Annotated in this window: 18 protein-coding genes and 3 pseudogenes; 15 read left to right on the top strand and 6 right to left on the bottom strand. The window is 58.7% G+C overall.

Features of this window, described 5'->3' with window-relative positions; all coding sequences use genetic code 11:
* Positions 1-5 precede the first annotated feature (5 nt).
* Positions 6-551 (bottom strand): translesion DNA synthesis-associated protein ImuA, encoded by a 546-nt coding sequence (gene imuA / locus BCY88_RS31330; RefSeq protein ID WP_259461567.1) that lies wholly within the window; start codon positions 549-551, stop codon positions 6-8.
* On the opposite strand from imuA, the gene BCY88_RS31335 reads away from it, so the two are divergent.
* From BCY88_RS31335 to BCY88_RS31355, 5 genes are all read left to right on the top strand, one after another.
* Positions 459-983, top strand: a complete 525-nt coding sequence (locus BCY88_RS31335; protein ID WP_259461568.1) for a superoxide dismutase — start codon at positions 459-461, stop codon at positions 981-983. The two genes, imuA and BCY88_RS31335, sit on opposite strands and share 93 nt — an antisense overlap.
* Positions 984-1043: 60 nt before the next feature.
* Positions 1044-1544 (top strand): hypothetical protein, encoded by a 501-nt coding sequence (locus BCY88_RS31340; protein ID WP_120348022.1) that lies wholly within the window; start codon positions 1044-1046, stop codon positions 1542-1544.
* Positions 1545-1580: 36 nt separating this feature from the next.
* Positions 1581-2171, top strand: a complete 591-nt coding sequence (locus tag BCY88_RS31345; protein ID WP_259461569.1) for a superoxide dismutase — start codon at positions 1581-1583, stop codon at positions 2169-2171.
* 41 nt (positions 2172-2212) lie between these two features.
* Positions 2213-2527, top strand: a complete 315-nt coding sequence (locus tag BCY88_RS31350) for a hypothetical protein (RefSeq protein ID WP_120348023.1) — start codon at positions 2213-2215, stop codon at positions 2525-2527.
* A gap of 553 nt (positions 2528-3080) precedes the next feature.
* Positions 3081-3851 carry a DUF3047 domain-containing protein gene (locus tag BCY88_RS31355; protein WP_120348024.1) on the top strand — a complete coding sequence of 257 codons (771 nt, stop codon included), beginning with the start codon at positions 3081-3083 and terminating at the stop codon, positions 3849-3851.
* A 398-nt stretch (positions 3852-4249) separates the two neighbouring features.
* Here the strand turns inward: BCY88_RS31355 and BCY88_RS31360 are convergent, their stop codons facing one another.
* Positions 4250-5929: a methyl-accepting chemotaxis protein gene (locus BCY88_RS31360; protein WP_120348237.1), complete on the bottom strand. Its 1680-nt coding sequence runs from the start codon at positions 5927-5929 to the stop codon at positions 4250-4252.
* A 536-nt stretch (positions 5930-6465) separates the two neighbouring features.
* Positions 6466-6699: pseudogene (locus tag BCY88_RS31365) on the bottom strand (transposase domain-containing protein); the annotation flags it as partial.
* Between the two features lie 496 nt (positions 6700-7195).
* Here BCY88_RS31365 and BCY88_RS31375 point away from each other — a divergent pair.
* The 4 genes and pseudogenes from BCY88_RS31375 (at position 7196) to BCY88_RS31390 (ending at position 11856) form a co-directional block, all read left to right on the top strand.
* On the top strand, positions 7196-9277 hold the full coding sequence (locus tag BCY88_RS31375) for a recombinase family protein (protein WP_120348026.1): 2082 nt from the start codon (positions 7196-7198) through the stop codon (positions 9275-9277).
* Positions 9278-9290: 13 nt separating this feature from the next.
* A pseudogene (locus BCY88_RS31380) lies at positions 9291-9521 on the top strand (recombinase family protein); the annotation flags it as partial.
* Between the two features lie 121 nt (positions 9522-9642).
* Positions 9643-10533, top strand: a complete 891-nt coding sequence (locus BCY88_RS31385; protein ID WP_120348027.1) for an IS3 family transposase — start codon at positions 9643-9645, stop codon at positions 10531-10533.
* 309 nt (positions 10534-10842) lie between these two features.
* Positions 10843-11856 (top strand): IS110 family RNA-guided transposase, encoded by a 1014-nt coding sequence (locus BCY88_RS31390; protein WP_120348028.1) that lies wholly within the window; start codon positions 10843-10845, stop codon positions 11854-11856.
* Between the two features lie 414 nt (positions 11857-12270).
* Here BCY88_RS31390 and BCY88_RS31395 read toward each other — a convergent pair whose 3' ends face one another.
* Together BCY88_RS31395 and BCY88_RS31400 are read right to left on the bottom strand one after the other, a co-directional pair.
* Positions 12271-13641, bottom strand: a complete 1371-nt coding sequence (locus BCY88_RS31395) for an MFS transporter (protein ID WP_120348029.1) — start codon at positions 13639-13641, stop codon at positions 12271-12273.
* A gap of 738 nt (positions 13642-14379) precedes the next feature.
* The gene (locus BCY88_RS31400; RefSeq protein WP_120348030.1) at positions 14380-17430 is read right to left on the bottom strand and encodes a transglycosylase domain-containing protein; all 3051 of its coding nucleotides are present in this window, start codon (positions 17428-17430) and stop codon (positions 14380-14382) included.
* Positions 17431-17669: 239 nt separating this feature from the next.
* Here BCY88_RS31400 and BCY88_RS31405 point away from each other — a divergent pair, with 239 nt between their 5' ends.
* The 5 genes and pseudogenes from BCY88_RS31405 to BCY88_RS40530 form a co-directional block, all read left to right on the top strand.
* Positions 17670-18209 (top strand): hemerythrin domain-containing protein, encoded by a 540-nt coding sequence (locus BCY88_RS31405; protein WP_310796140.1) that lies wholly within the window; start codon positions 17670-17672, stop codon positions 18207-18209.
* A gap of 468 nt (positions 18210-18677) precedes the next feature.
* Entirely contained in the window at positions 18678-19034 is a 357-nt protein-coding gene (locus tag BCY88_RS31410) for a SpoIIAA family protein (RefSeq protein ID WP_120348031.1), read from the top strand.
* Between the two features lie 506 nt (positions 19035-19540).
* Complete coding sequence (locus tag BCY88_RS31415; protein ID WP_183081496.1) at positions 19541-20452, top strand: class I SAM-dependent methyltransferase; 912 nt, start codon at positions 19541-19543, stop codon at positions 20450-20452.
* A 979-nt stretch (positions 20453-21431) separates the two neighbouring features.
* A complete protein-coding gene (locus BCY88_RS31425) occupies positions 21432-22028 on the top strand; it encodes a cytochrome c4 (RefSeq protein ID WP_259461570.1) in 597 nt (198 codons plus the stop codon).
* A 223-nt stretch (positions 22029-22251) separates the two neighbouring features.
* Positions 22252-22422: pseudogene (locus BCY88_RS40530) on the top strand (cytochrome C); the annotation flags it as partial.
* Here BCY88_RS40530 and BCY88_RS31435 read toward each other — a convergent pair.
* The gene (locus BCY88_RS31435) at positions 22412-22627 is read right to left on the bottom strand and encodes an NUDIX domain-containing protein (RefSeq protein ID WP_120348035.1); all 216 of its coding nucleotides are present in this window, start codon (positions 22625-22627) and stop codon (positions 22412-22414) included. The pseudogene BCY88_RS40530 and the gene BCY88_RS31435 sit on opposite strands and share 11 nt — an antisense overlap.
* A 342-nt stretch (positions 22628-22969) precedes the next feature.
* Here BCY88_RS31435 and BCY88_RS31440 point away from each other — a divergent pair, with 342 nt between their 5' ends.
* A complete protein-coding gene (locus tag BCY88_RS31440; protein WP_183081497.1) occupies positions 22970-23317 on the top strand; it encodes a hypothetical protein in 348 nt (115 codons plus the stop codon).
* Positions 23318-23346: the final 29 nt, after the last annotated feature.

Genomic DNA, 23346 nt, shown 5'->3' on the forward strand with positions numbered 1-23346 from the left:
CCGCCCTAGTCGACCACCTCGGACGGAACACCTCCAGCGATAGCCGGGGTAAGTGAATGGCGACGAACACGGCCATAGGGGCTCAGCAGAATCGGTGAAGGTTGGAGGGTGACAGACAGCGTCTCGTTTCGGACTGGACCTTTTCGTTTCAGTATGTCGACGATCAGTCCTCCTTCAGCAGGACGCACGCCCAGCCGCAAGCCGGCGGGTGACGCATCCACTGCGCTGGCCAGGGGGCGGACAAGCACGAAGAGTGTCTCCGTAGCCTGAGCTGCAAGGTGCAGCCGTCGCAGCGCATCCGTCCGGATGTGTTGCTGCCAGAAGAGAAGTGCGCCGCAACTGCCAGTTCGCAATATCTGCTCGGCGCTCCAGAGCGCATCAGCGGTCCTCGGCGCGAGAAGCCGCATCAGCTTCTCGATGGGCAGTCCCAAATACGCGAAGGCTAGCGCGTTGGGCACATGCGGTGGCTGTATCAAGGCAACCGATCGCTTGCTGACCGTGTTGAGCGCTGGCTGGAGCAGCCGTATTTCGCCGACGCCGGGCTGCTGCACCAGCAGCTCTACGAGAAAGAACTGGCCTTCCAGCTATCGAGCCACATCCTGCACACCATTTACTGGACCAGCATCTCGGGCAAAGGCGGTGAAACGAAGGGCGAGCTGGCCAAAGCAATCGACAGGAGTTTCGGCTCGTACGCGAAGTTCAAGGCCCAACTGGTTGCCGCAACGATTGCAGTGGAAGCATCCGGCTGGGGTGTCGTTGGCTACCATCCTGCGACGGGCAAGCTCATGATCCTGCAGTGCGAGAACCATCAAAAGCTGACTGCCTGGGGCATCCAGCTCATCCTCGACGTTTTTGAGCACGCGTATTACCTGAAGTACCAGAACAGGCGTAACGAATACGTCAATCAGCTTTTTAGCCTCGTCAACTGGGACAACGCGGCCCTCAGAATGCAGGCAGCGTCGCTGGTGCGGAGGCTGACATGAAACGGTCTACGCGCGAGCGGCCAGAAGCCGACTGATTCGCTACGGACGACGGACACAATCATGCGGTTTCTGACCAGATCAGGATGGCTCACCGCGGTCAGCACGGAAGGGCCGCAGTGGGCGGTGCCGACCCGGTTTGCTGTAGGCGTGCTGCTGCTTTGCCTGATCGATGGCAGCCTCCAGCAACTGTTCACGTTCTATCACGTTGACCAATCCGCGTTGTCTTCCGGTGCGGTTGCCGTCGGCATGATCCTTCGCGCCGTCGAGATCCTCGCTGGAATGAGCTTCGTTGCTGGACTGGGAATCAGGCTGGCGGGGTATCCAGCGGTGGCCATTTTCGCCGTGCGAGCAGTGGCCAATTCTGCGAACTCAATCGCCTGGCTGCGGGATGTCGTGAACAGCGTAATCGTGCCTCAAGGCGACTGGGGCTACGGCGCAATGTATCTCGGCGTCGCACTGCTCCTTGGCGAGTTGCTGGGTGCCGGCAGCGGCAGGTTGTCGCTCGATCGCTGGCTGTCAGGGAAATTCGGGGCAGTCGCGAAGTCCGATCCCAGGCGTTGAGACGGCACAACACGTTTGATGCAACAGGAGACGTCCGTGACCTTTCAGATGAAACCCTTGGCCTGCAATCCAGCCAGACTCGCCGGTCTGTCTGAGAAGCTGATCGTCAGCCACTACGAGAACAACTACGGCGGCGCCGTCAAACGCCTGAACGCGATCACCGGGGAGCTCGCCGCGATCGACGTGACCAGCGCGCCTGTGTTCGTGCTTAACGGACTCAAGCGCGAAGAACTGATCGCTGCGAATTCGATGATCCTGCACGAGACGTACTTCGACAGCCTGGGTGCCGACGGCGCGGTGAACGGCGATTTCGAGGCGGCGCTCACGCGGGACTTCGGCAGCGTCGAGCGGTGGGCGGCCGAATTCACAGCCATGGGCAAAGCGCTGGGCGGCGGCTCCGGCTGGATGCTGTTGAGCTACTCACCACGCCTCGGTCGCCTCACAAACCAGTGGGCGTCCGACCATGCTCACACGCTAGCTGACGGCACGCCGATTCTCGCGCTGGACATGTACGAGCATTCGTACCACATCGATTTCGGCGCGAAGGCTGCAGCCTATGTGGATGCCTTCATGCGAAACATCAACTGGACTCAGGTGGCGACACGATTCGAGGCACTACGCCTTTGATCAGGGTGGACTGCGCATTGCTGTACAACCGGGAGAATGTCATGTCGATTCGTATTCATCCGCTGGCTCTTGCCAGCCTCGTCATGGCCGCAGCCCTCGCGGCGCCCGGGTGCAAGGAGAGGCCGTCCGAAGCGCGCTATGAGGAAGCTATCGCCCTGTCGCAGGTTCCGGCGCCCGTCAAGGCAACGATCGAGCAACAGGCACAAGGCCGCAGCGTTGGCGAAATCGAATGGCAGTCCGCCAGGGGTACCACCCGCTATGCCGTCGCGCTGGGTTCTGGTAACCAGAAGCAGGAGCTACTCATCGACGAAGACGGAAAGGTGATCGCCACCAACGTTGATGAAGACGACGACTGAACGAGCGTCACTCGCGGACCTTTGTTGCATGGTGACACACGGATGAAACTCGCGCCATGAATGCCCGTTGGACTCGAACTGCTGCTGGTTGGCTGCGTCCCGCGGTGTCCGTTATCGCGGTTGCGCTTATGTCGCTGACTTCATGTGCGAAGGACGGTTCTGACATGGGCGGCTTACCGTTGAAACTGGTGCGAGCTTGTCAACTGAGCATCGGGGTTGTCGTACTTTCCGTGCGAATTCTGGCGGTTGGTTTCGAAAGATCCGTATTGATCAATAGCTTGCGCAACCTCCGGCTGCGTACAAGCCGCACAGCCGCCGAGCCTTGCTGCAAGCGGCTCTGCATCGGGCTATCCCCAGATTTCGCACCAACCTGACGATTGCCCCAGTAGTTGCGCCATTGCTCGCGGGTAGGCGGGAGTCGGTCCTATGCTTGAGATTGACGGCCCGGGGTTCCGATTCACAGAATGTAAGCGTCAGTGTAAGAGCTCGCCCTAAATGCCGTCAGCTGAGCCGACTACAATGGTTGCTAGCTAAACGACCAATACGACCAGCCATGCATCGTCCCTCGATCCATCGCGCGCGGAAGCGAGCAGCCCGGCCAGTCTGGAGCGCCGTATGCATCACGCTCCTTCTGTTGCCGCCATCCCTCCGCGCTCAGGACGAAAAACCGGGTATCGCCTTTTCCGCGATCGAGCCCGGCGCACCACTGCCCCCTGGCTGGAAGAACCTGCCGGTCGTGCACGGCAAGCCCATGACGCAATACACGCTCGTTCCCGACGGTCACACCACCGTCCTGCAGGCGGACGCGAACCGCTCTGCGTCTGCGCTGATGCACAAGGGCAACATCGACCTCGCCCGCACACCTGTCGTGGCATGGCGCTGGAAAGCAGAAGGACCGATCGAGGGGGCCGACAACCGCGTCGGATCAAAGGAAGACGCGCCAGTGCGACTGGTGTTCTTATTTGACGGCGACAAAAGCAAGCTATCGTTTTTCGACCGGGCCAAGATGGATCTGGCAAGGCGCCTGGGTGGCGAAGAGCTGCCCTATGCCACGCTGATGTATATCTGGTCAACCACCGCCGCGCCAGGCACCGTTATAGCCAACCCTCACACCGATCGCGTGCAGATGATCGTGGTCTCCGGTCTGCCCGGCGACGCGGGTCAGTGGCAAAGCCTGCGCCGCAATATCGTGCGAGACTACGGACGGGTCTTTCACGAACCGCCAGGACAAATCAACGGCTACGGGCTGTTGACCGATACCGACAATACCGCTACTACGACGCGCGCCTGGTATGGAGACGTCGAGTTCCTGCCCGGGCCTTGATAACGCAACGGCGGCGAACTAACTGAGTCCATCAGTACGATACGAGTAGCTGTCTTTCAATCCTCGCGCCGTACGCAAGCATTCTCCCTGCGGCAACGACAGCTTTGCGACGGCATCGCTCAGCGAGTGCAATCGGGCAGTTTCGGCCAGTCACATCGCGTAGGTGACGGGCCGGTTCGGCGGCGACATGAGACACCCATCGCAATAACATGCGTTCGAGGCACGCCACTTCGGCGCGAACGTGTCCCGCAAATCGAGGATCGTGGTTGATGGGATGCCCAGCGTGCATCGGGAATGTGGCCGTACGCGATCGCCGACATTCTTTCGGATATCGTGAATCCCATAGCTGAGCAGTTAGGCCGCGCGGTCAATTCCTGATTGCACTGCACGGAAACCTCTCAGTTCTGGCCCTGGATTGCCGGGGCCATCAGATTCTCACCCCGATTCGTATCGCGAAGTACTTTGGCGGCGATTCTGACCGGTGCTGTCAAGCCACCAATCGCAGACGCGGCACCGTCCGACAGTTTGAACACCGCCACGGCTTGCACCAATTGCTGGGCTTGAGACTTCAGGCTTTCCGCCGCCGCGGCACTTTCTTCTACCAACGCAGCGTTCTGTTGCGTGACCTGATCCATCTGGTTCACAGCTTCACCCACTTGTCCCACACCGACGCTCTGCTCGTTGCTGGCCACGCTGATTTCACCGACGACATCGGTCACACGTTTGATTGCGCTGACAATCTCGGTCATTGTCGCGCCCGCCTGATTTACCAAGGCAGTTCCCTGATTTACACGTTCGACGCTGGTTGAGATCAGGGTCTTGATTTCTTTTGCCGCAGCGGCGCTACGTTGTGCCAGGTTGCGCACCTCCCCAGCAACCACGGCGAAGCCACGCCCCTGGTCACCGGCACGCGCCGCTTCCACTGCAGCGTTCAGCGCCAGAATATTGGTCTGGAAGGCTATACCATCGATCACGCTGATAATCTCGGCAATCTTCTTCGAGCTGTCGTTGATCCCAGTCATCGTCTCCACGACCTCATCGACAACCTTTCCGCCTTTAACGGCGATCGTGCTCGCGCTGCGCGACAGTTCATTGGCCACCTGGGCATTTTCTGCATTCTGTTTGACGGTAGCCGTGAGTTGCTCCATTGACGCAGCGGTTTCTTCCAGCGCGCTCGCCTGCTCCTCGGTGCGACTCGACAGATCCAGATTACCCTGAGCAATCTGCGCACTCGCGGTAGCCACGCCGTCGGCGTTCTGCCGAACATCCGACACGACCCGTAACAGACTGTCGCGCATGTTCTTCAGCGAGGCCATCAGGCTGCTCGTGTCGCCAGGCCGGAGGATGATGTTTACGCTGAGATCTCCTTCCGCGACACTTTTCGCAAGATCTGCCGCTATCGCTGGCTCCGTCCCAAGTTGCCGCGTCAGGCTACGCGTGAGCCACATGCCGATTCCGATTCCTGCCAGGGTGGAGAAGATCACCAGGGCGATCATCAGATTGCGACTTTCCACATACAGATTCTGGTTGGATTCGGCAGCTGCCTTCGCGTCTTCCTGCTTCCTGCTCACCAGAGTGTTCATCAGTTCATCAACCTTGTTGGCCTTCTCACGGAAATCGCCAAAAAGGTGTTCGGCGAGCTCGCTGTGATCCTGTAACCGGGCAGCGGCGGTCTTTGTCTTCATTTCCTGGAAGGCCTCGGTGTAGTCATGCCAGCTGCGATTGAGATCAGCAAAGACGGCCTTACCTTGTTCGCTCCAGAATAGCGGTCTGGCCTTGTCGAGCGATTCGCGCGCCCGCGCCAGATTTTGCTCGCTTCTGCCCAGGAAGCCGGCTCGCTGTTCGGCGGTAGAGGACAGAATGGCGTTGCTCAGCGACCGTCCAGCCTCCAGCAGATCGACGTTCGCCTTTTGGGTGAGGGATAGTCCGATCAGGTCAAACTGGTAGACCTTGTCGCCCTCATCGTTGATCGTGGCCATATTGCGGATACCGATTCCGCTCACAACTGCGCCGACCAGGCACACCAGAATAAAAGCGCTGATCAGCTTGGTGCCAAGTTTCATCTTGCTGAATTTCATGCTGCCATCCCTTGAAATCGAAGGACCTTTTCCGTCGCGAATCATCGCATTGGGCATGCACAAAAACTCGCACGCGGTTCCAGGTAAAAAACCAGCGCCTCACCACTCAGTTTCGTCTGAAGATAGAAGCGGACTGCCACATACATTCGTAATGCACTTAGGAATGCGCTGCATAGTTGATGTGCGACCTAACAATTCAGGTTCAGATCAAGCTAACACAGGTGCTCTAGCACTATTTCGGCGCCGGCGCGCCGAACTTGAGATGCTCTGTGCGTAGATTTACCCTCACTGATCGTAGGCAGAAGATCGGGGCAGAAATGCCGGACAATCGATCACCCGACGGGGATCCTGGCAATTGGATTCGATTGCAGATTGATGACGATTTGGGCGGCTACGTCGAACGTCCCAAATTGGCTGAACTGCGCCTTATCCCTCGGTACCAGATGCCTGCTTTGACCACAGGTGGTCGAACAGCGTTGACTCGTAAGCGCGAATTAACACGCACCATGAAGAGCCAGCGATTGCCCTTTGCTCGATCAGGTTGATGCGGATACGTCGTTCCGCTTCACGCTGTTGAATGGGAGCAGGTCACTGATATCGGCATCCGCCGCGCGCTGCGGCAGCTCGGTCAGCACGCGCAGCAGATAGGCATACGGCTCGACTCCGCATGCACGGCACGTCAACATCAGGCTGAAAATGATCGCGCTGGCCTTTGCGCCGGCGACCGTGTCGCTGAACAGCCATGCCTTTCTTCCGGTCGCAAGTTCGCGATCATTCTGCCCATATCGGGCAGGAAGTTGAAGTCCATTACCGTTGGCATCCCTTGCATGGGCGTCGCGTCAAGGTACGAGACGTCGAGGAACGAAGCGGTGGTCGCGTGGTGCACGTCGAGGCCAGCCCAGGCGTAGTGAGGGTCGTGTCGGCATGGATGCTGGATCGAGTCATGTGTTTTGGCATGGCGTTGGGCGAGCCGCGCGTCACAGTTGCGGTGCTGAGCGAACTCGACCGGCTGCTGGTTGACTGGAGCTTGCGTGCACACTCGCCGGACGGTTCCACTACCGTCCGGGAGAAACGCAATGGACAAGCTGCCAAGGGGCGTATTCCTACGCCCACAACCGCCTGCACTAACGCTGTCTCAGATGAGTCTGAGGTTCGACACCGCCGAGCTTCGGGGAATGAGCGCGGCGCAGCGCGCAAGGGCAATCACACACCTTGCGAACCTGCTGCTCCAGGCCGCAGGCGTCGCCATCGGCAAGGAGTCTGACGATGACGAACGTTGATCGTCTGCCGGCGCCCCTTCTCAAGCGCAAGGCAGTAGTTTATGTCCGGCAGTCGACGCAGGCCCAGGTGCAGATGAACCTCGAGAGCAAGCGTCGCCAGTACGGGCTCGTGGACGAAGCAAAGCGTCGCGGATTTCGCGACATCGAGGTCATCGACGACGATCTGGGCCGATCGGCGGGCGGAGCGGTGGCGCGACCCGGCTTTGAGCGCCTCGTGGCATTGCTTTGTGCCGGTGAAGTCGGGGCTGTCCTTTGCCTGGATGCATCACGTCTTGCCCGTAACGGGCGCGACTGGCACCATCTGCTCGAACTTTGCGGTCTCGTCGAGGCGAGGGTCATCGACCTTGATGGCGTGTATGATCCCTGCCGGCCGAACGACCGGCTATTGCTAGGCATGAAGGGCAGCATCAGCGAGTTCGAGCTCAACATACTTCGAACGCGTATGCTCGATGCCGCACGTGCCAAGGCTCAGCGCGGTGAATTGCGCATCAGCGTGCCGATTGGCTACCTCTGGCATCGTGACATCGGGCTGGGTCTCGATCCAAACCAGCGACTGCAGGAAGTGATACGCCTGATCTTTACTCGATTTCGTGAACGGGGTAGTGCGCGACAGACCTTCCCGTCGTTGCGATCCGAGCAGGTCCACTTCCCACGCCCGACTGATCGCACGAGCCTGACGCACTTCGACTGGACGCTGATACGTTACCGTAACGTGATCTCGGTGCTCAGGAATCCGTTCTATGCCGGGGCCTATGCTTATGGTAAGAGCGGGAAGCAGACAACCATCGTCGATGGCCGTGCACACAAGAGCTACAAGCACCCCAAGCCGTTGGAGGAGTGGGAGGTTCTGCTCAAGGAGCATCACGAAGGCTACGTCGACTGGGCAGAATTCGAGCGCAACCAGAAGCTGCTCGCTGCCAACGCCTACGGCAAAGCCGGCGACGTAAAATCGGGGCGTGGTGGGCGAGCCTTGCTGGCAGGTCTGCTCGGTTGCGCCCGCTGCGGACGCCGCTTGTCGGTAGCCTATACTGGACGCACACCGCGACCGGTCTACCGATGCTATCGCTTTGACCTGCCACCGAAGTGCATGAGCTTCGGTGGCTCGCGCATAGACGCCGCGATTGCGAGAGAACTGATGCAAGTCGTGGAGCCAATAGCGATTGAGGCGGCCTTGCAGGCCGAGCAAATGCATATGGACAGCCTGAATGAGCAGCGGCGGATCATCGAGCTCGACCTGCAGCAGGCTCAATACGAAGCCACACTGGCAGAACGACGCTACGCCGCCTGCGACCCTGATAACCGTTTGATTGCCGCGCAGTTAGAGAAGAACTGGGAAGCGGCGTTGCGTCGCGTACAGGCCTGCCAGGCACGTCTGGAGACTGCGCGCACACCAGCGCCAGCCAGCCCTGCTCCTGACTTCACCCAGCTTGCCGAGGACCTCAACGTCGCCTGGAATGCTCCGGGTGTCACCATGCGCATGCGCCAGCAACTGGCTCGGGCGCTGATCGTCGATATCGTTGCGGACGTGGATGAGACGACGCGTGAAGTTAATCTCACGATTCACTGGCAAGGAGGCCAGCATTCACAGTTGCGCATCCGCAAGCCCAAGACAGGCGAACACGGATGCAGCACGTCTGACGAAGCGCTCGTAGTCATCCGCAGCATGGTTACCCGATGGTCTGATCAGGACATCGCCGCATCGCTAAACAGGATGGGCATACGGACGGGCCAAGGCAAGACCTGGACTGCGCATCGGGTTAGATCCGTACGGCATGTGCGAGACATTCACGCCTATAAGTCGGCTGAGAAGGAAGGTGAGTGGTTGACGATGTCCGAGGCAGCGGAAGTGCTTGGCGTCACCAATCATGTCATCCGCCGCCTGATCAAGGACCGGATCCTGCCCGCCGAGCAAGTGATGGCCGACGCTCCATGGCAAATCCGTGCAAGCGACTTGCATACCGAGGCGGTGGGCGTTGCGCTGACCACCCGGAAGCTTCGCCCGTGTCGCGGCGCCATCGAAGGGCAACTCTCAATGTTTATCGAGGATTCAGCAGGAGGTGCACAATGAACGCCCCGTCGTCATGGGCCTGGAGGTGTCGCGGCTAGCCCGAAACAATGCTGACTGGCATCGGCTTCTGGAAATCTGCGCGCTCGCTGATACGCTGATTCTCGATGAGGACGGGATATATGATCCAGCAAGCTTCAATGACCGGCTCCTGCTTGGGCTCAAAGGAACAATGAGTGAAGCGGAGCTTCATGTTCTCAAAGCGCGTCTACGAGGCGGCATTCTTAACAAGGTGAATCGAGGCGAGTATCGGTGCCAGCAAAGAAAAAGACCTCGAACCAGTCGTTGGAATCTCCGCGATCTGAGGAGTCAGACCAACTGCTTCGTGAGAATCAGCAGTTACGCGCGGAGGTCGCGTACCTAAAAAAATTCAATGCCTTGGTTCTAGCAAAGAAGTTGGCGCGGCAGAAATAGCCAAAATAGTGCTTGAACTGAGGCAGGAATTCCCCTTGACCGATCTTCTCCAGGCTGCAGGGTTGCCACGCAGTACGTACTACTATCGGGTCAAAACGTTAGCCGCCTCAGACCGGCATGGTGGGCTCAAGGCGAAGATTCAGGCTGTCTATGCTGCACATCGCGGCTTGTATGGCTATCGTCGCATCACCTTGACTATCCGCAGTGATGGCGAGCTAGTCAATCACAAGAAGGTGCAGCGCCTCATGAACGAATTGGGATTCAGGTCGAGGGTGCGCCGGAAGAAGTTCCGGTCGTACCAGGGCGAGGTCGGCGAGGCCGCTCCGAACCTGCTCAATCGTGAATTCACCGCGTCGGGCCCAAACGAGAAGTGGGTTACCGATGTGACCGAGTTCCGGGTCGCGGGGAAGAAGCTGTACCTTTCTCCGGTCATGGACCTCTACAATGGGGAAATTGTTGCCTACGAGTCGAGCCATCGCCCCGACTTCCCGATGGTCATGGGCATGCTCAAGAAAGCTGTCAAGAAACGCGGAAATGCGGCTACACCGATGCTTCATTCAGACCACGGTTGGCACTATCGCATGCAACCGTACCGAGCGGCACTGGCGCGCTACGGAATGAAGCAAAGTATGTCGAGAAAAGGAAATTGCTTCGATAACGCGGCCATGGAAAGCTTCTTTGGCACTCTGAAGGCCGAGTACTTCCATCTCACGGACTTCGAAGACGTCGACGCATTACGGGTAGGCCCGAAGGGCTACATCGACTACTACAACCGGCACCGCATCAAATCGAAACTTGGTGGACTGAGTCCCGTGGAATATCGAATGCGAGCGGGAAAAAATTAACGCTTCAACGTCCAACTCTCGGGGGTCAGTTCAAATCCGGGGCGGTTCATTGCGCAAAGCGTGAAACAGGAGGGCTGGATGCCCTCGCAGACAAATGCGAATCACACGGCCGAATCAAAACATGCGCTCAAGGTTGCGGCATGTTTGCAGTGTGAATACGGGGTGCACTACAAACAACCGACTCACGGGAAAACGGGTTATGCAGATGGTATGGACGCCTCCCCCCGGAAGCGGGTTGTCGCGATCGCGTTCCCCCGAAATGTGCGATGGTAATCATGCTCGTCAACCGTTCTTCAAGGAGAATCCGAAATGAAGCTCACGATCATCGGGATGGACATTGCGAAGCAAGTGTTTCAACTTCACGCATTCGATCCGCAAAACGGCCAAGTCGAACGGTTCAAACTCAAGCGTGCACAAGTGCTCGAGTTCTTCGCGAAACGAGCGCCGTCAACTGTCGTGATGGAAGCCTGCGGAAGTGCTCACGACTGGGCGAGGCGATTGCAAGCACTCGGACATGAGGTGAAGCTCATATCTGCTCGCTCGGTACGCCCGTTTGTACTTCGGAACAAGACTGATGCGGCCGACGCGCGGGCGATCTGCACCGCTGCTCAACAGCCAGAGGCACGTTTTGTCGCGATCAAGAGCGAAGCTCAGCAGACCGTTCTCGCGATACATCGGGTGCGAGCTCAGCTGATGAAGTTTCGCATTATGCAAACTAACGCGTTACGCGGCTTGCTCTATCAATTCGGTGAGGTTTTGCCTGAAGGCTATCGGGCCTTCAGCAAAGTGTTTCCAGCGGCGCTGGCACGCGCCGCTGAACGTCTGCCAGCCATGCTCATCGACAGTTTAAGGGAACAATGGGCGCGTGCCCAGGATACTGATCGAGAAATGGCCGTACTAGAGCGGCGCCTCAATCACTTATTTCGCCACAACCTGGATTGTCAAAAAATTGCCGATATTCCCGGCGTAGGACTTCTGACTGCAACAGCAACGGTCGCGGCAATAGGCGACGTGCGCACCTTCAAATCGGGACGCGAATTCGCGGCTTGGCTGGGGCTCGTGCCGCGGCAGTCTGGAACCGGTGGCCGGGTGCGGCAGATGGGTCTGAGTAAGCGGGGCGACACTTATTTACGCACCCTACTAATGCACGGCGCCCGCTCGGTGATCATTCAAGGCAAACGATCCGATTGGGTTGACGGGTTGCTCAAACGTAGACCATTCAACGTAGCGGTTGCCGCTGTCGCAAACAAGTTGGCAAGAACCATCTGGGCGGTGCTGGCGCGACCGGAAAAATATCAGACTTCGCCGACTGCAAGGGCTTAGACGCGACGATCCACAACATCCACAACTTCTTCAAGGAGCGCAAGCAAGTGCTGCATGATGGCTAACAGGTTGGACCGGGGCGAGGAAAACCCGATAGGGAAGATGAACCATTGTGTTCGATATGCAGATGAGGACCTCGCCAGCGAATTCCATTAGGGCCAGCAGGCAGCTACCAGCCTGCACGAACGGGCCGGACATAAGCGTGCTGCCTTAACCTGCCAGTCAAAATCGTGGAACTGTTTGCAATCCGGGAGGCGTCCACATAAGACCTTCCCTAGCTCCGATCTCTTCGGGAGCGTGCACAACACGGCCATGGTTGTGGGCCGTCGCGTCAACGCCACCACGCGGGCGTGTTGAACCCTGCCTCACTCACTTACCTCGACGTATAGAGGTGCGCCGAGGCAAACGGGGCGATCATGCGGCCGGCCTCGCGTTTCCCCTATCGCCGATGGCCCGAGCATCGTCGTATTCGCGCGAGATGTCCTTGTTCGTGTAATCACCAAGCATCGATGCGGCGATAAGGCTGAGTGCCGCACACGCCAGAATATAGACCGCGATTGCATAGCCCGAATGGTAGTAAGCAAAGAGCGCGGTCGCAATCAGCGGTGCAGGGCCGCCGGCAATGACCGAAGCCAACTGGTAACCCATTGATGCACCGCTGTAACGCAGCCGTCCCGTGAAGGATTCAGCGATCAAAGCGGCTTGGGGACCGTACAACATCGAATGCGGTACCAGCGAGAGCACGATGGCGGCGAAGACCCACATCGGATCCTTCGTGTCGACCATTGCAAAATAGAGGAAGCCGAATACGCCCACGACGGCCGCGCCGATCATATACATTCGCCGCCGCCCGATCAGATCGGACACATGGCCAAAGAACGGGATGGTGAAGAATTCCAGCACGGAAGCCGCCAGCACCGCCATCAGCAACAGGTTGCGTGACGCGCCCAGGGTCGTGACGCCATAGGTGAAGACGAACGCCGTGAAAATATAGAACGGTGCCTGTTCGGCCATGCGTGAAAAGGCCGAGAGAAGGATATCTTTCGGCTGGCGGCGCAACACCTCGAGCATCGGCGTCTTCTCGATTTTGTGCTCAGCCAGGAGCCGTGCGAAGATCGGCGTCTCGAGAATATTCAGGCGGATGTAGAGGCCAATCGCGACCAGTATGATGCTGAGGAAGAACGGTACGCGCCAGCCCCACGTGAGGAAGCCGCTGCCGGAGATCTGACTCATGGCCAGCACGGCGAGGTTGGCCAGGAACAGTCCCGCTGGCACCCCGAACTGCGGCCAGGAGGCGACGAAGCCGCGATGCGCGTTGGTACGTGCCCATTCCATCGACATCAGGACCGAGCCACCCCATTCGCCGCCGACACCCACCCCCTGGATGAAGCGCAGCACCGTAAGCGCGACGGCGCCCCAGACGCCGATCGTCGCATAGGTCGGAACAAAGGCCACGGCAAACGTGGCCAATCCCATCAGCAGTAGCGTCACGATTAGCGTGGCCTTGCGGCCGATGCGATCACCGTAATGGCCAAAAATGGCGGCACCAACCGGCCTCGCTACGAAGCCGACGGCATAGATGAGAAAAGCCTGCAGTGTGCCGACGAGTGGGTCCGAACCTGGGAAATACAGCTTCGCGAAAACCAGACCGGTGACAATACTGTAGAGGAAGAAGTCATACCATTCGATCGTGGTACCAACCGTGCTGGCGACGACGGCACGGCGCAACTGGCGCCGGGAGTCCTCATCGGAGAGGGGCAGCGCCCCCGAGTGCGTGGCAGCCATTTGACATCCCCCACAAAAAGGGCGACATCATGTATAGACCATTTTCACGATGAGTGGTTCCGGCGGCGGCAAGGAACGCGTCACGATGACAAGCATGTGCGTCTCGGCAGGCCGCCGATGCCGTCGGACTCGATGCGGTTATCCGGCAACCCGTTGGTGCCGCGGCACTTGGCTTACGGGCTCTTGAAGAATCTCAAATAGAGGGCTGCAAACACCAGGACAATGCCGATGTTCACTATCAGCCGTTCCCGGAATCGATTCTTGAAGAACAATAAATCTAAGCTAACGACAACGGCTATCAACACCACAACGTAAAGTACGACGGAAGTGTTCCTTGTCATCCCAATCACCAGTTCGAATAGATCAAGAGCTCATTACCTATGGAGTTCCCGGATTTGCCCCTGGGAATTCGCTGAAGTACAAACAGGGCAGGAGCGAGGATCCGGAGCGCCTCGTCAAGCACGTTTCTTAAATTATCGACGCGTACGGGGGTGGGATCTCATAGCGACACTCGCGCTGAATCCCGGCCTTGCGCGGCGCGATGTCAATCAGCGTCACAGTCGTGCCATCCCTGCTTGCGATCAGGCGCAGCGCGCGACACATGCGGCTGGTTTCAAGCTCGCGCAATGTCAACAGACTCGGTTTGCCTCCCCAGCAAGGGATTCGCTTTTCGGTGGCAAGCTCGTGCAGATTAGCCAACGAACATCGGCTACGCTGCGACTATTCCCAGCGTGCCGTTTAAGATGCGATTGCCCAATGGCTATTGCTATCGAGCAACGGCTGCAACGCCGGCGCGAGCGACTTCAGAAACTGCACCGCCATCGCACTCGTAAAATCGTAGCGGGCCGCATACGGTTCGTGAACGTAAGCGGTCAACGCACCAAAGAAACGGTCGCCGAACGCGAACACAAAAATTGCGGTCCGGTTGACCTTGCGCGACTCGATCAGCCGGGCACCGGGCGCAAACACGTCGAAGCGCTGGTCGCCCGTACCGGTTTTGCCGTACACCGCGAGCGTCTTGCCATCGGGGAACGTCATGCCTTGGGCAAGGCGCCTTGCGGTGCCGCCCTGCACCACATCGCTCAACAACTCACGCACCACGTTGACAATCTGTGGCGACACCATGGCCCGCGGGGCCACCGACGCTCGCGTGAAATGCGTCTCGTACGGCGTATCCTTCGCGAAGTCGAGTCGCGCGATGCTTTCCGTCGGCACCTTGTCGCCGCCGTTGACGATGATGCCGATCAGTTGCGCGAGCGCGGCCGGCCGGTCACCCGATGCACCGATGGCCGCCGCATACGAGGGTGTCAGGTTCGCAAACGGGTACCCTAGCGCCTGCCACGATTTGCCGATCGCGTCGTACGCACGCAGTTCCACCATGCGTTTGATCCGGCGGTCCTGCGTCGCGTGGTAGCGCGTCTTGAAGAGCCAGGAATAGGTGCCAGGACGTACAGCGCGGCTCGCGTTCTGCAACTGGTCGAGCGTTGCGTCCGGATGTTCACGCAGATAGTTGACGGTCCACAACTCCAGCGGATGCACGCTCGCGATGTAACCGCGATCATTCAGGTTGAAGCGGTCAATCGCGTACTTCTTGTAGAGCTTCGCGAGATCGTCATCCGTTAGCGACGCCGCGGATGTGCCCTTCAAGGCCGCGCGCATCCGCGCGTCGAACCATGCCTGCGAGCCGTCGGGCGCGATGCTGCGCAGCACCGTCGCAATCTTCGGCGGCGACTTGCGCACGCCTTGCAGCAGAATCACCAGCGCTTCGTCGGGAGCCTTGCCATCGTACTTCGTGTAGAAGCGCTTCATGTACACGCGGCTTTCCTGATCGGCAAACCGCGTGAGATACAGCTTGCGTGTCGCCGGATCGTCGAGCCAGTAGGAAGACGGCCCCGAGGTGTGGATCATCTCGTAGTGCACGACGTCGCGCATCAGACGCACGAACACGAGATTCACCGAGTGCTGGAACGCCACGTGCACGGTCAGAATGCGGCCGTTATCGCTCGATTCGAAATTACTGAACGTTTGCGCACCGCCGCCCGTATAGAACGTCTCGCCCGGGCTGGCTGAATATTTTCTTTCCACCGCGGCATCGAGCATATCCTGCAAGGAGCGGTCCGACGTATGCGCGAGGTAGTCGAGTGCCCAGCGTGTCAGCACATCCATCGGATCGGGTTTGACGCGTTTGAGCTCCGCCATGCTCAGCGACGCATAACGCGTGTGCAGGTCGGAGACGATCTGCAGGTACGTGATGACCGTGCGCAGCTTGGCCGTCGAGCCGAGATTCAGGCGCGCGCCCTGGTTGATGTCGAACGGTTCATTCACGCTGTCGGTTTGAACCCTCAGCAGGTTCGCGCCGTTGCGCCGTTCAAACAGCGTGAAACTGTAGGCGATCTTCGATGGGTCGTCCTGAGGGCGCAGCATTTCGAAGCCGTATAGTCCCGCAGCCTGCGCGCCGTCGCGGGTTGCCGCGCTCGCGAGCCGGTCGCTCACCGTCTGCTGAACGGCGTTATTGAGCGTACCGGTCACCTGCAGATCGAGCCGGTCGAGTTCATAGAAGCCCGGTATGCCGAGCGCCGCCAGTAGATGGGCGCGCATTGAGGTGACTGCCTTGCGGTTGACGAATGATTCGGTCGAATGGCTGCGCGGCGGTGGACGCAGTTCGATATGCGCGGCGAGCGCCGCATCGCGCAGCGAATGCGAAATGACACCACCTGTCGCCAGCAGCCGCAGATAGCTGTCGGTCCGGCGCTCGAGATCGCCATAGCCATGATGCAGAAAGTACGACGGCGCGCGCTGCGCGATCATCAGCGACAGAACCTCCCTGAACGCCACCGCCTGGTCGGCGAGGCTGTCATCGGACGTAGGCACATCGAGGATGCGATTGACTTCGTCGAAGTTACGCCCGTACCACGCGGCAAGGCCGTCGCCAATACCGTTGATCTCGCCGATGCCAGGAAGCGCCGCAAGCGGCACCGAGTTCAGATAATGCACGACAATCTGGCGGCGTACGGGCATGGTCTGCGGCCCGTCCAGGTAGGCGCGTACCGAAGCCGATGCGATCTGCCGCAGCTTCTCCGGCGGCGTCTTCGTGCGCCCGCCAGGCGAGTGGCGGAATTTCTCGATCTGCGTGGCGAGCGTGCTGCCGCCCGGCGTCGATTGATGCCGGTTGAACACGCGTATGCCCTGGTCAACCAGCGCGCGGCTGAAGCGCCCCCAGTCGATCGCGGGGTTGCGGTCCGGCTGATCCGCGTCGAGCAGGTAACGGTCTTCGATGAACAGCAGCGAGTTGACGACCAGCGGCGGAATCGCCTCGAATCTATTGTAGACGCGGTTCGGATAACGTCTGTCAAACAGCGGCGCGCCGGTGCCGTCAAACAATTGCAGGCCTGCCTGATCTTTCTCTTGGTAAGGCAGGAACAGGCCGTCGTCCGCGAGCGACAGCATCCGCTCGGAATCGCGCGCCTGTGACGCGACAGCGAAGTCGCGCGCAGTCAGACGCTGCTGGAACGACGGCAATAGCGTGTAACCAAGACGCTCATCGTAGGGGCCGTGGGTGGGAAAGCGGATACTGGGGCTCACGCCCTCGCCGAGGGTGAAACCGACGTCGTGCGTCAGTTCGGACAAATAGCGTGCCTGGAACCGGGAGGTTTCGATTTCGATCTGGCAAAGCCTTGCGACGACTAGCAGCGCCAGCAGAAAGGCTGCGACCAGAGACCACTTGAGCCAGTTCCAGACCCGCGCAGCACCGAGCGTACGAAGCGAAAACCGAACCAGCGGCCGGTTCATGGCGGCGTCTCCCGGGTAGCTGCCCGATCACAAAAAACCTAACCAGCTTCAGTCTAGCGCGGAAAACGGATACGGACCCGTCCGGGCTTACCCGACGCTCAGTCCTTCCCGGGTTACAACCAGTAGTATTTCAAGTGCGCTGATCGCGTTGTACGCTGTCGACCGCGCCGGATGGAATGCATTTGCACCTCGGTCCAGGCGGTCTATCGTGCACTTGAACGATTTCAATGGAGCACGCCATGGCCGACCCACTTGCCGAATGGCACACCGAGCACATTAATTTCGTCCGGCTATTCGACATTCTGGAAGAACAGGTAGCTGAGCTCTGCCGGGGCGAGAGTCCAAATTACGCTCTCATGGCCGATATCCTTTACCACATGCGGAATTTTTCCGATCGTGTTCATCATCCGCGGGAAGATGTTGCGTACGCGCGGCTTGCAGAAAGGGATCCCGGCACTCAAATTGTGGTGGATCGCCTTCTGCAGGAGCATCGCGTGATCGCCACGGCCGGCGATGAACTCTTGGTTCGAATCAGTGAAGCCGCGGGAGATGTTGTAATCCCGCGCGCGGCTCTGGAGGCGGCAACGGCGACGTATCTTGTATATTATCGTCACCACCTTTCCACTGAGGAGCGAGGCGTGATGCCTCGTGCTGCGCAGGTGCTGACAGAACAGGACTGGGCTGCAGTCGATGCGACCGTATACCCGCTAGCCCGGATCCGCTTTTCGGAGACAATGTACTGGAGCGCTTCGAGGCGCTTCGCAGGCAGATCGCTCTAGACGTGCAGGTGTCAAAGGACTTGGGTCAACCACCGGGCACTCATTGATTGACGCCGGCTAAGGGTGCTGTTCGCGCGCGTCAGCGATGCAACGGCATCCGGCTCACCTGTCCGTGGAAAAATGTCCTCGCGCAGGCCGTCGACTTACTTGTAAGAGATTGCCAGGTGCGCTGTCAGGGCGTAACGATGCTCGAATGTCCGCAAACGGGTTTGGGTGAACGCCCCGAGCTGGCCGCGAGGTGCCGCACCTTCCTGCTCGTACTCGAACCGAACGGCTGGCCACGCAGCGACACGTGTCGCACGGGCGGGGGCATGGTAACGGGGCGGCGCCGTCAGCGTGCTCTAAACGGCATTAAACCCGCGTAACCGAGCCATGAAAAAAAGGGGTATCGTGAAGAAGTAATTGAACGCCAGGCTCATCCGCGCTGTGCCTGCACATGTAGCGTCTCCGTAGTCAGGCGGTCTTGCCATGATCTTGTATGACACCGAGCCCGATTCCCCTGTCATCGAAATTTTCGTCGAAGGCAAAATCACCGACCACGATCTGGGCGAAGCCATTGAGCGCATGCGTGGTGATCTCGGACTGAACGGCAAGACTCGCGTGCTCGAACGCATCGAGCATTTCGCCGGCATCGAGCCGAAGGCGCTGTGGACCGATATAACGCTCGGTGTTTCAGAGACCCGCAAGGTCACGCGCGCCGGCGTGGTGGCCGATGCGGGCTGGATCCGTGCCTCGATGCATCTGGCGCGGTTCTTTGCGAAGGCCGAGGCCAAGGCGTTCCACGTCAACGAGCTGGACCAAGCGGGCATCTGGATCAAAACCTGAGCGCCGCCCGGTGAATTTCGTCGCGATGAGCGCGTGCGAGCCGGGACGGAGAGGTGGTCGGGCGAGGCTTTAAGAGGGGGCGTTTTGTGCGCTACAGATTTGCTACAGCAATGGTAGCAATCCATATCTGACAGGCCTTGCGCCTGTCATTCCCCCCTGAGCCATCGCCGCGCGAGGAAATCCGGCCAAGTGACTTTAGGCGTCCTAGTTCGGCCTTTACAGTCCTTCGGTAGGCCTTTTCGGAAGTCCGAACCATGATGAATAGCGGTCGTTCATACCCGGATCTGCGCGACTTCAGCGTAACCCGCTCCGTTTCATGTTGTCGGACCTGTTAGCTAGCCGGTTGCGCCCCGTCGTAAATGATGCCGAGCAAGAAACATATCTGGGTGTGTTGCGCGCTTAAGGCATCCATAAGGTATCCCCGATACCATCTCCGCCACTCCCAGCAGACGGGCAACGGACGCGAAACGTCAAGTCGAATGTTTAAGCAGGTTGAGAATCGTTCAGTGAATACCGAAAGCTCCGACATTTGGTCAGAATGGCTTTTAAATCACCGCCACGGCGGTGACGCCGGGCATGAGAAAACTATTCGCGATGATGTCACGCGATACACGGATCGTGTCCTTGATACTGCAGATTTAAGCGAAGGTATGACGCTCGCGGACATAGGCACCGGAGACGGTCTGGTTGGTTTCCGTGCAATCGAGCGCATTGGCCCATCGCTAAACGTACTACTGACTGATGTGTCCAAGCCGATGTTGCGTTACGCGGAAATGCTCGCGAATCAGCGGGGCATTCGACAACAATGTCAGTTTTTTAATTGCTCTGCAGATTCGCTCGCCGGAATCGACGATGCGGCGGTGGATGCCGTGGCGATGCGCGCGGTCCTAGCCTATGTTGCCGACAAAGTCGCCGCGATGCGAGAGTTTTACCGGATTCTCAAACCCGGTGGACGCATCTCGATTGCCGAGCCCATTCTCCGCGATGAAGCGTTCGAGGTATGCGCGCTAAGGAAACTGGTCGACGGATTTACCCCCGAGTCTGACGATCCATTCTTTCCGCTGATGCTCCGCTGGAGGTCTGCGCAATTCCCAGACACCGAAGAAAAAGCTCGTCAACTTCCCATTACCAACTATGGCGAACGGGATCTCATCCGTTTTGCGATGGACGCGGGCTTTACCGAAATCCATCTTGAGCTACATATAGACGTTTTACCCGCCAACGCGCCTTCGTGGGAAGTATTTGTTAACAACTCGCCTCATCCATTGGCTCCAACACTCAGGAGTATTCTTGAGGACAGGTTCACCCCGGAGGAGCGGCAATTCTTCGTATCGAGGTTGCGACCATTGGTCGAGAGTGGCCGACAGTTGTCTGCATCACGAATTGCCTACGTCACCGCGGTAAAGCCGCGTGGGTAGTTGGACAAGCGGCCACAAGTCTGCTCCGTTTCGATGAGGCGTCGCCCGTTTGTGTCGGCAATGATTGCAGCTGGCAAAAATCGAAGAGAGCACGCGAAACAGACGGTTTCGGCGGATATTCTGCGAACTGACTAACTGAAGATTTCTTCCGCGAATCCGGCGAATCGAGCGTGAAGAATAACCAGGTGACGCCGCGGACAAGTTGCCGAAACCGATACGAGACTATGCCGAGCGTCAAGAAATGTCACATCGTTGCGGCCGATGGCAGCCACGAAGGCGATCCGCGCGACGCACCTTATTGCGCCCACCATACCTAGAACCAACGCTGCAGCTGAGAGCCGAAACATGGTTGTCTCGAACAAATGCTCTGGCACCCCGGCCAAAAAAATGGCTGCGAGCGCAACCAACTGAATAGACATCGCCGCCACAGACGCCGCTATTAGATGCGCACGAAAAGCACGCACGGTCTCTCCCGCATTCAGGCCAGGCATCCACCTTGCCGAATTGAACCTCGATATCATTCTCATTTCGGTCCGAACCCCCGCACAACTTAACCAAGCCGTTTGGCGTTGATTATCAGAACAAGTCATAATAGTCCCATGACCACTCTACAGAACGTACCTGAGTGAAACCTGAAGCATTCCAAACGGGCCGCCTCCGATGGAGTATCCACGACAACCTTAGGCGCATGAAAACGGAGTACTGGTTGGTGCCATTGTGTAACGCGCCCCGAAGGGGGCCGATCAGTGCACTTTGGCCGCAGTCCATGGCCATGGCGTAGTCTCCGGAATCAGCTACGTTCTCGGCACGCAAGAATACTGCTACGCGGTCACAGGTCATATGTGTGGCACAAGACGTCGGCCTTCAACTTTCGCTTCACGTTGAGTTCAAAAGTATCCTATTCTGCCTGGCCAGGTTGACATCTTCCATCCGTTCGACTTGAAGACAACGCTGATAAAAAATGATGCTCGGTCCACGAATGCCCGTGATCGCGCTGCTTTCCGCCGCTGGTCTCACGGTGGCGCCATCCCTCGCACAAAGTGAGGATGGTGCCCGCATTGCCATGCAGATTTGTTCCGGCTGCCACGGTGTAGGCGGGCGTAGCGAATCGCCGATGTTTCCGAAGCTCAATGCGCAGACCCCCGAATACATCGAAGCCCAGTTGAAGGGATTCCGAGAGCACGCGCGCGGTGAAAACACCGCTCGCGATTACATGTGGGGCATGGCCGCCCTGCTGGACGTCGCCGCCGTCAAGTCTCTGGCCGACTATTTCTCGCACCAGCCGGCAACGCGAGGCGCGACTGGAGATGTCGCCTTGACGGCCAAGGGAAAGGAAATCTTCGGACGCGGCGTGCCGGACAAGGGCGTACCGGCTTGCGCAACATGTCACGGCACGGAGGCCCAGGGAGTCGGCGCGTTCCCACGGCTGGCCGGGCAACACAAGGAGTATCTATTGCATCAGATCGAGGTTTTCAAAAACGGTACGCGTGGCAATGCGCCTGTGATGAGCGCAGTGGCCCATACCTTGAATGACGAACAGGTCAAGGCCGTGGCGGTCTATCTGCAATCCAAATAAGGTATTCCCCGCATGGCGGGTCGGCGGACTCTGAACAATCTATTCCGAAGGGCAGGTGATCTTGCTCAATGCGACGCTGCCAAGGCACAGCGAGAGTCATTTATGCTTGAATAAATCGCCTTCGCTACCGATTCCTTAAAGGAAGAGTGCGACGCGGGGCGGCACTGTAGAGGAAGAATCGATCATGACGTCCGCTCTTACCCGCGACCAAACATCCTGCTGCATGCTTCGCCGCGCCTGGATTGCTGTGCTGACGGCCCTCTGCCTGCTCCAGGCCTCTGCCGCCCATGCGTTACCCATATTCGCACGACAGACGGGGCAAAGTTGCGTGGCGTGCCACGCTGGTGGGCAATTTCCCGAACTGACACCATACGGGCGCTGGTTCAAGTTAAATGCGTGCCCAGACCACCAAACCGGAACAGATAGGTCAGTGTTGTCGCAACAAGTCCCGTCTCTTCTTCAAGCTCGCGCCGCGCGGCATCAGCAGGCGTCTCGTCACGCCTGATCCTGCCACCGGGGAGCGCCCACCTGGCGCGCTCCCTTGCGACCAGCAGTACCCGGCCATCCCGGATACATAGCACCGTTGCCCTGTCTTTCATGCGAAGTCTGTCCTCTTATGCGAGGCGCCGATTTTATGACGACACGGACGATGAATCGATGAAGTTGCGCGATCAAAACCTGGTGCCTTTCCTTGACGCTGGCAGCAAGCGGCGATCCGTGCAGCGCGACTAGCAACGGCATTCCGATGTGCACTTCGCACACTATATCGTCACAAAAATGTCACAATTATGCGTTTTCAAGGTGTCGCATGGCTATCGAAATAGGGATTTGATAGCTATTGCGATCCGCGCGCGACTGCGAGTGGATTCCGATAGATTGCGCGGCTGAAAACCATGTCAGGCATGCGAGCCTGCAAGTACGGCATGTCAATGGAGCACGCCATGACACAGACATACGAATACAACGGCTTTACCCTGCAGGTCGCGGTCGAATCTGATTTCTGCAACTGCCCGACAAAGCTTGCATCGGCCCATCCGGGCTATGTTGCTGTTGTTCGCATTTTCGAGGCCGGCAGTGCGATGCCCCGATTGTCGCGACTCAGGCTGGGTGAGGCGGGCGGCCAGCCGTTCGATAGCGAGGCCGCCGCCCTGCATGGGGGGTACATCGCAGCATGCACGATCGTCGACGATCTTTTTGGCCAGGACTTGGCAGACACCTTCGTCGTGCCATTACGGCCGCCGGCAGTGATGCCAGGACGCCGGGCATGGTTGTCGTCCAGAGAAACGTGACGATCATCCAGTGCTTCGCCCGATCGTTG

The sequence above is a fragment of the Paraburkholderia fungorum genome, from assembly GCF_003610895.1.
In the GTDB taxonomy this organism is placed as follows: Bacteria; Pseudomonadota; Gammaproteobacteria; order Burkholderiales; family Burkholderiaceae; genus Paraburkholderia; species Paraburkholderia fungorum_B.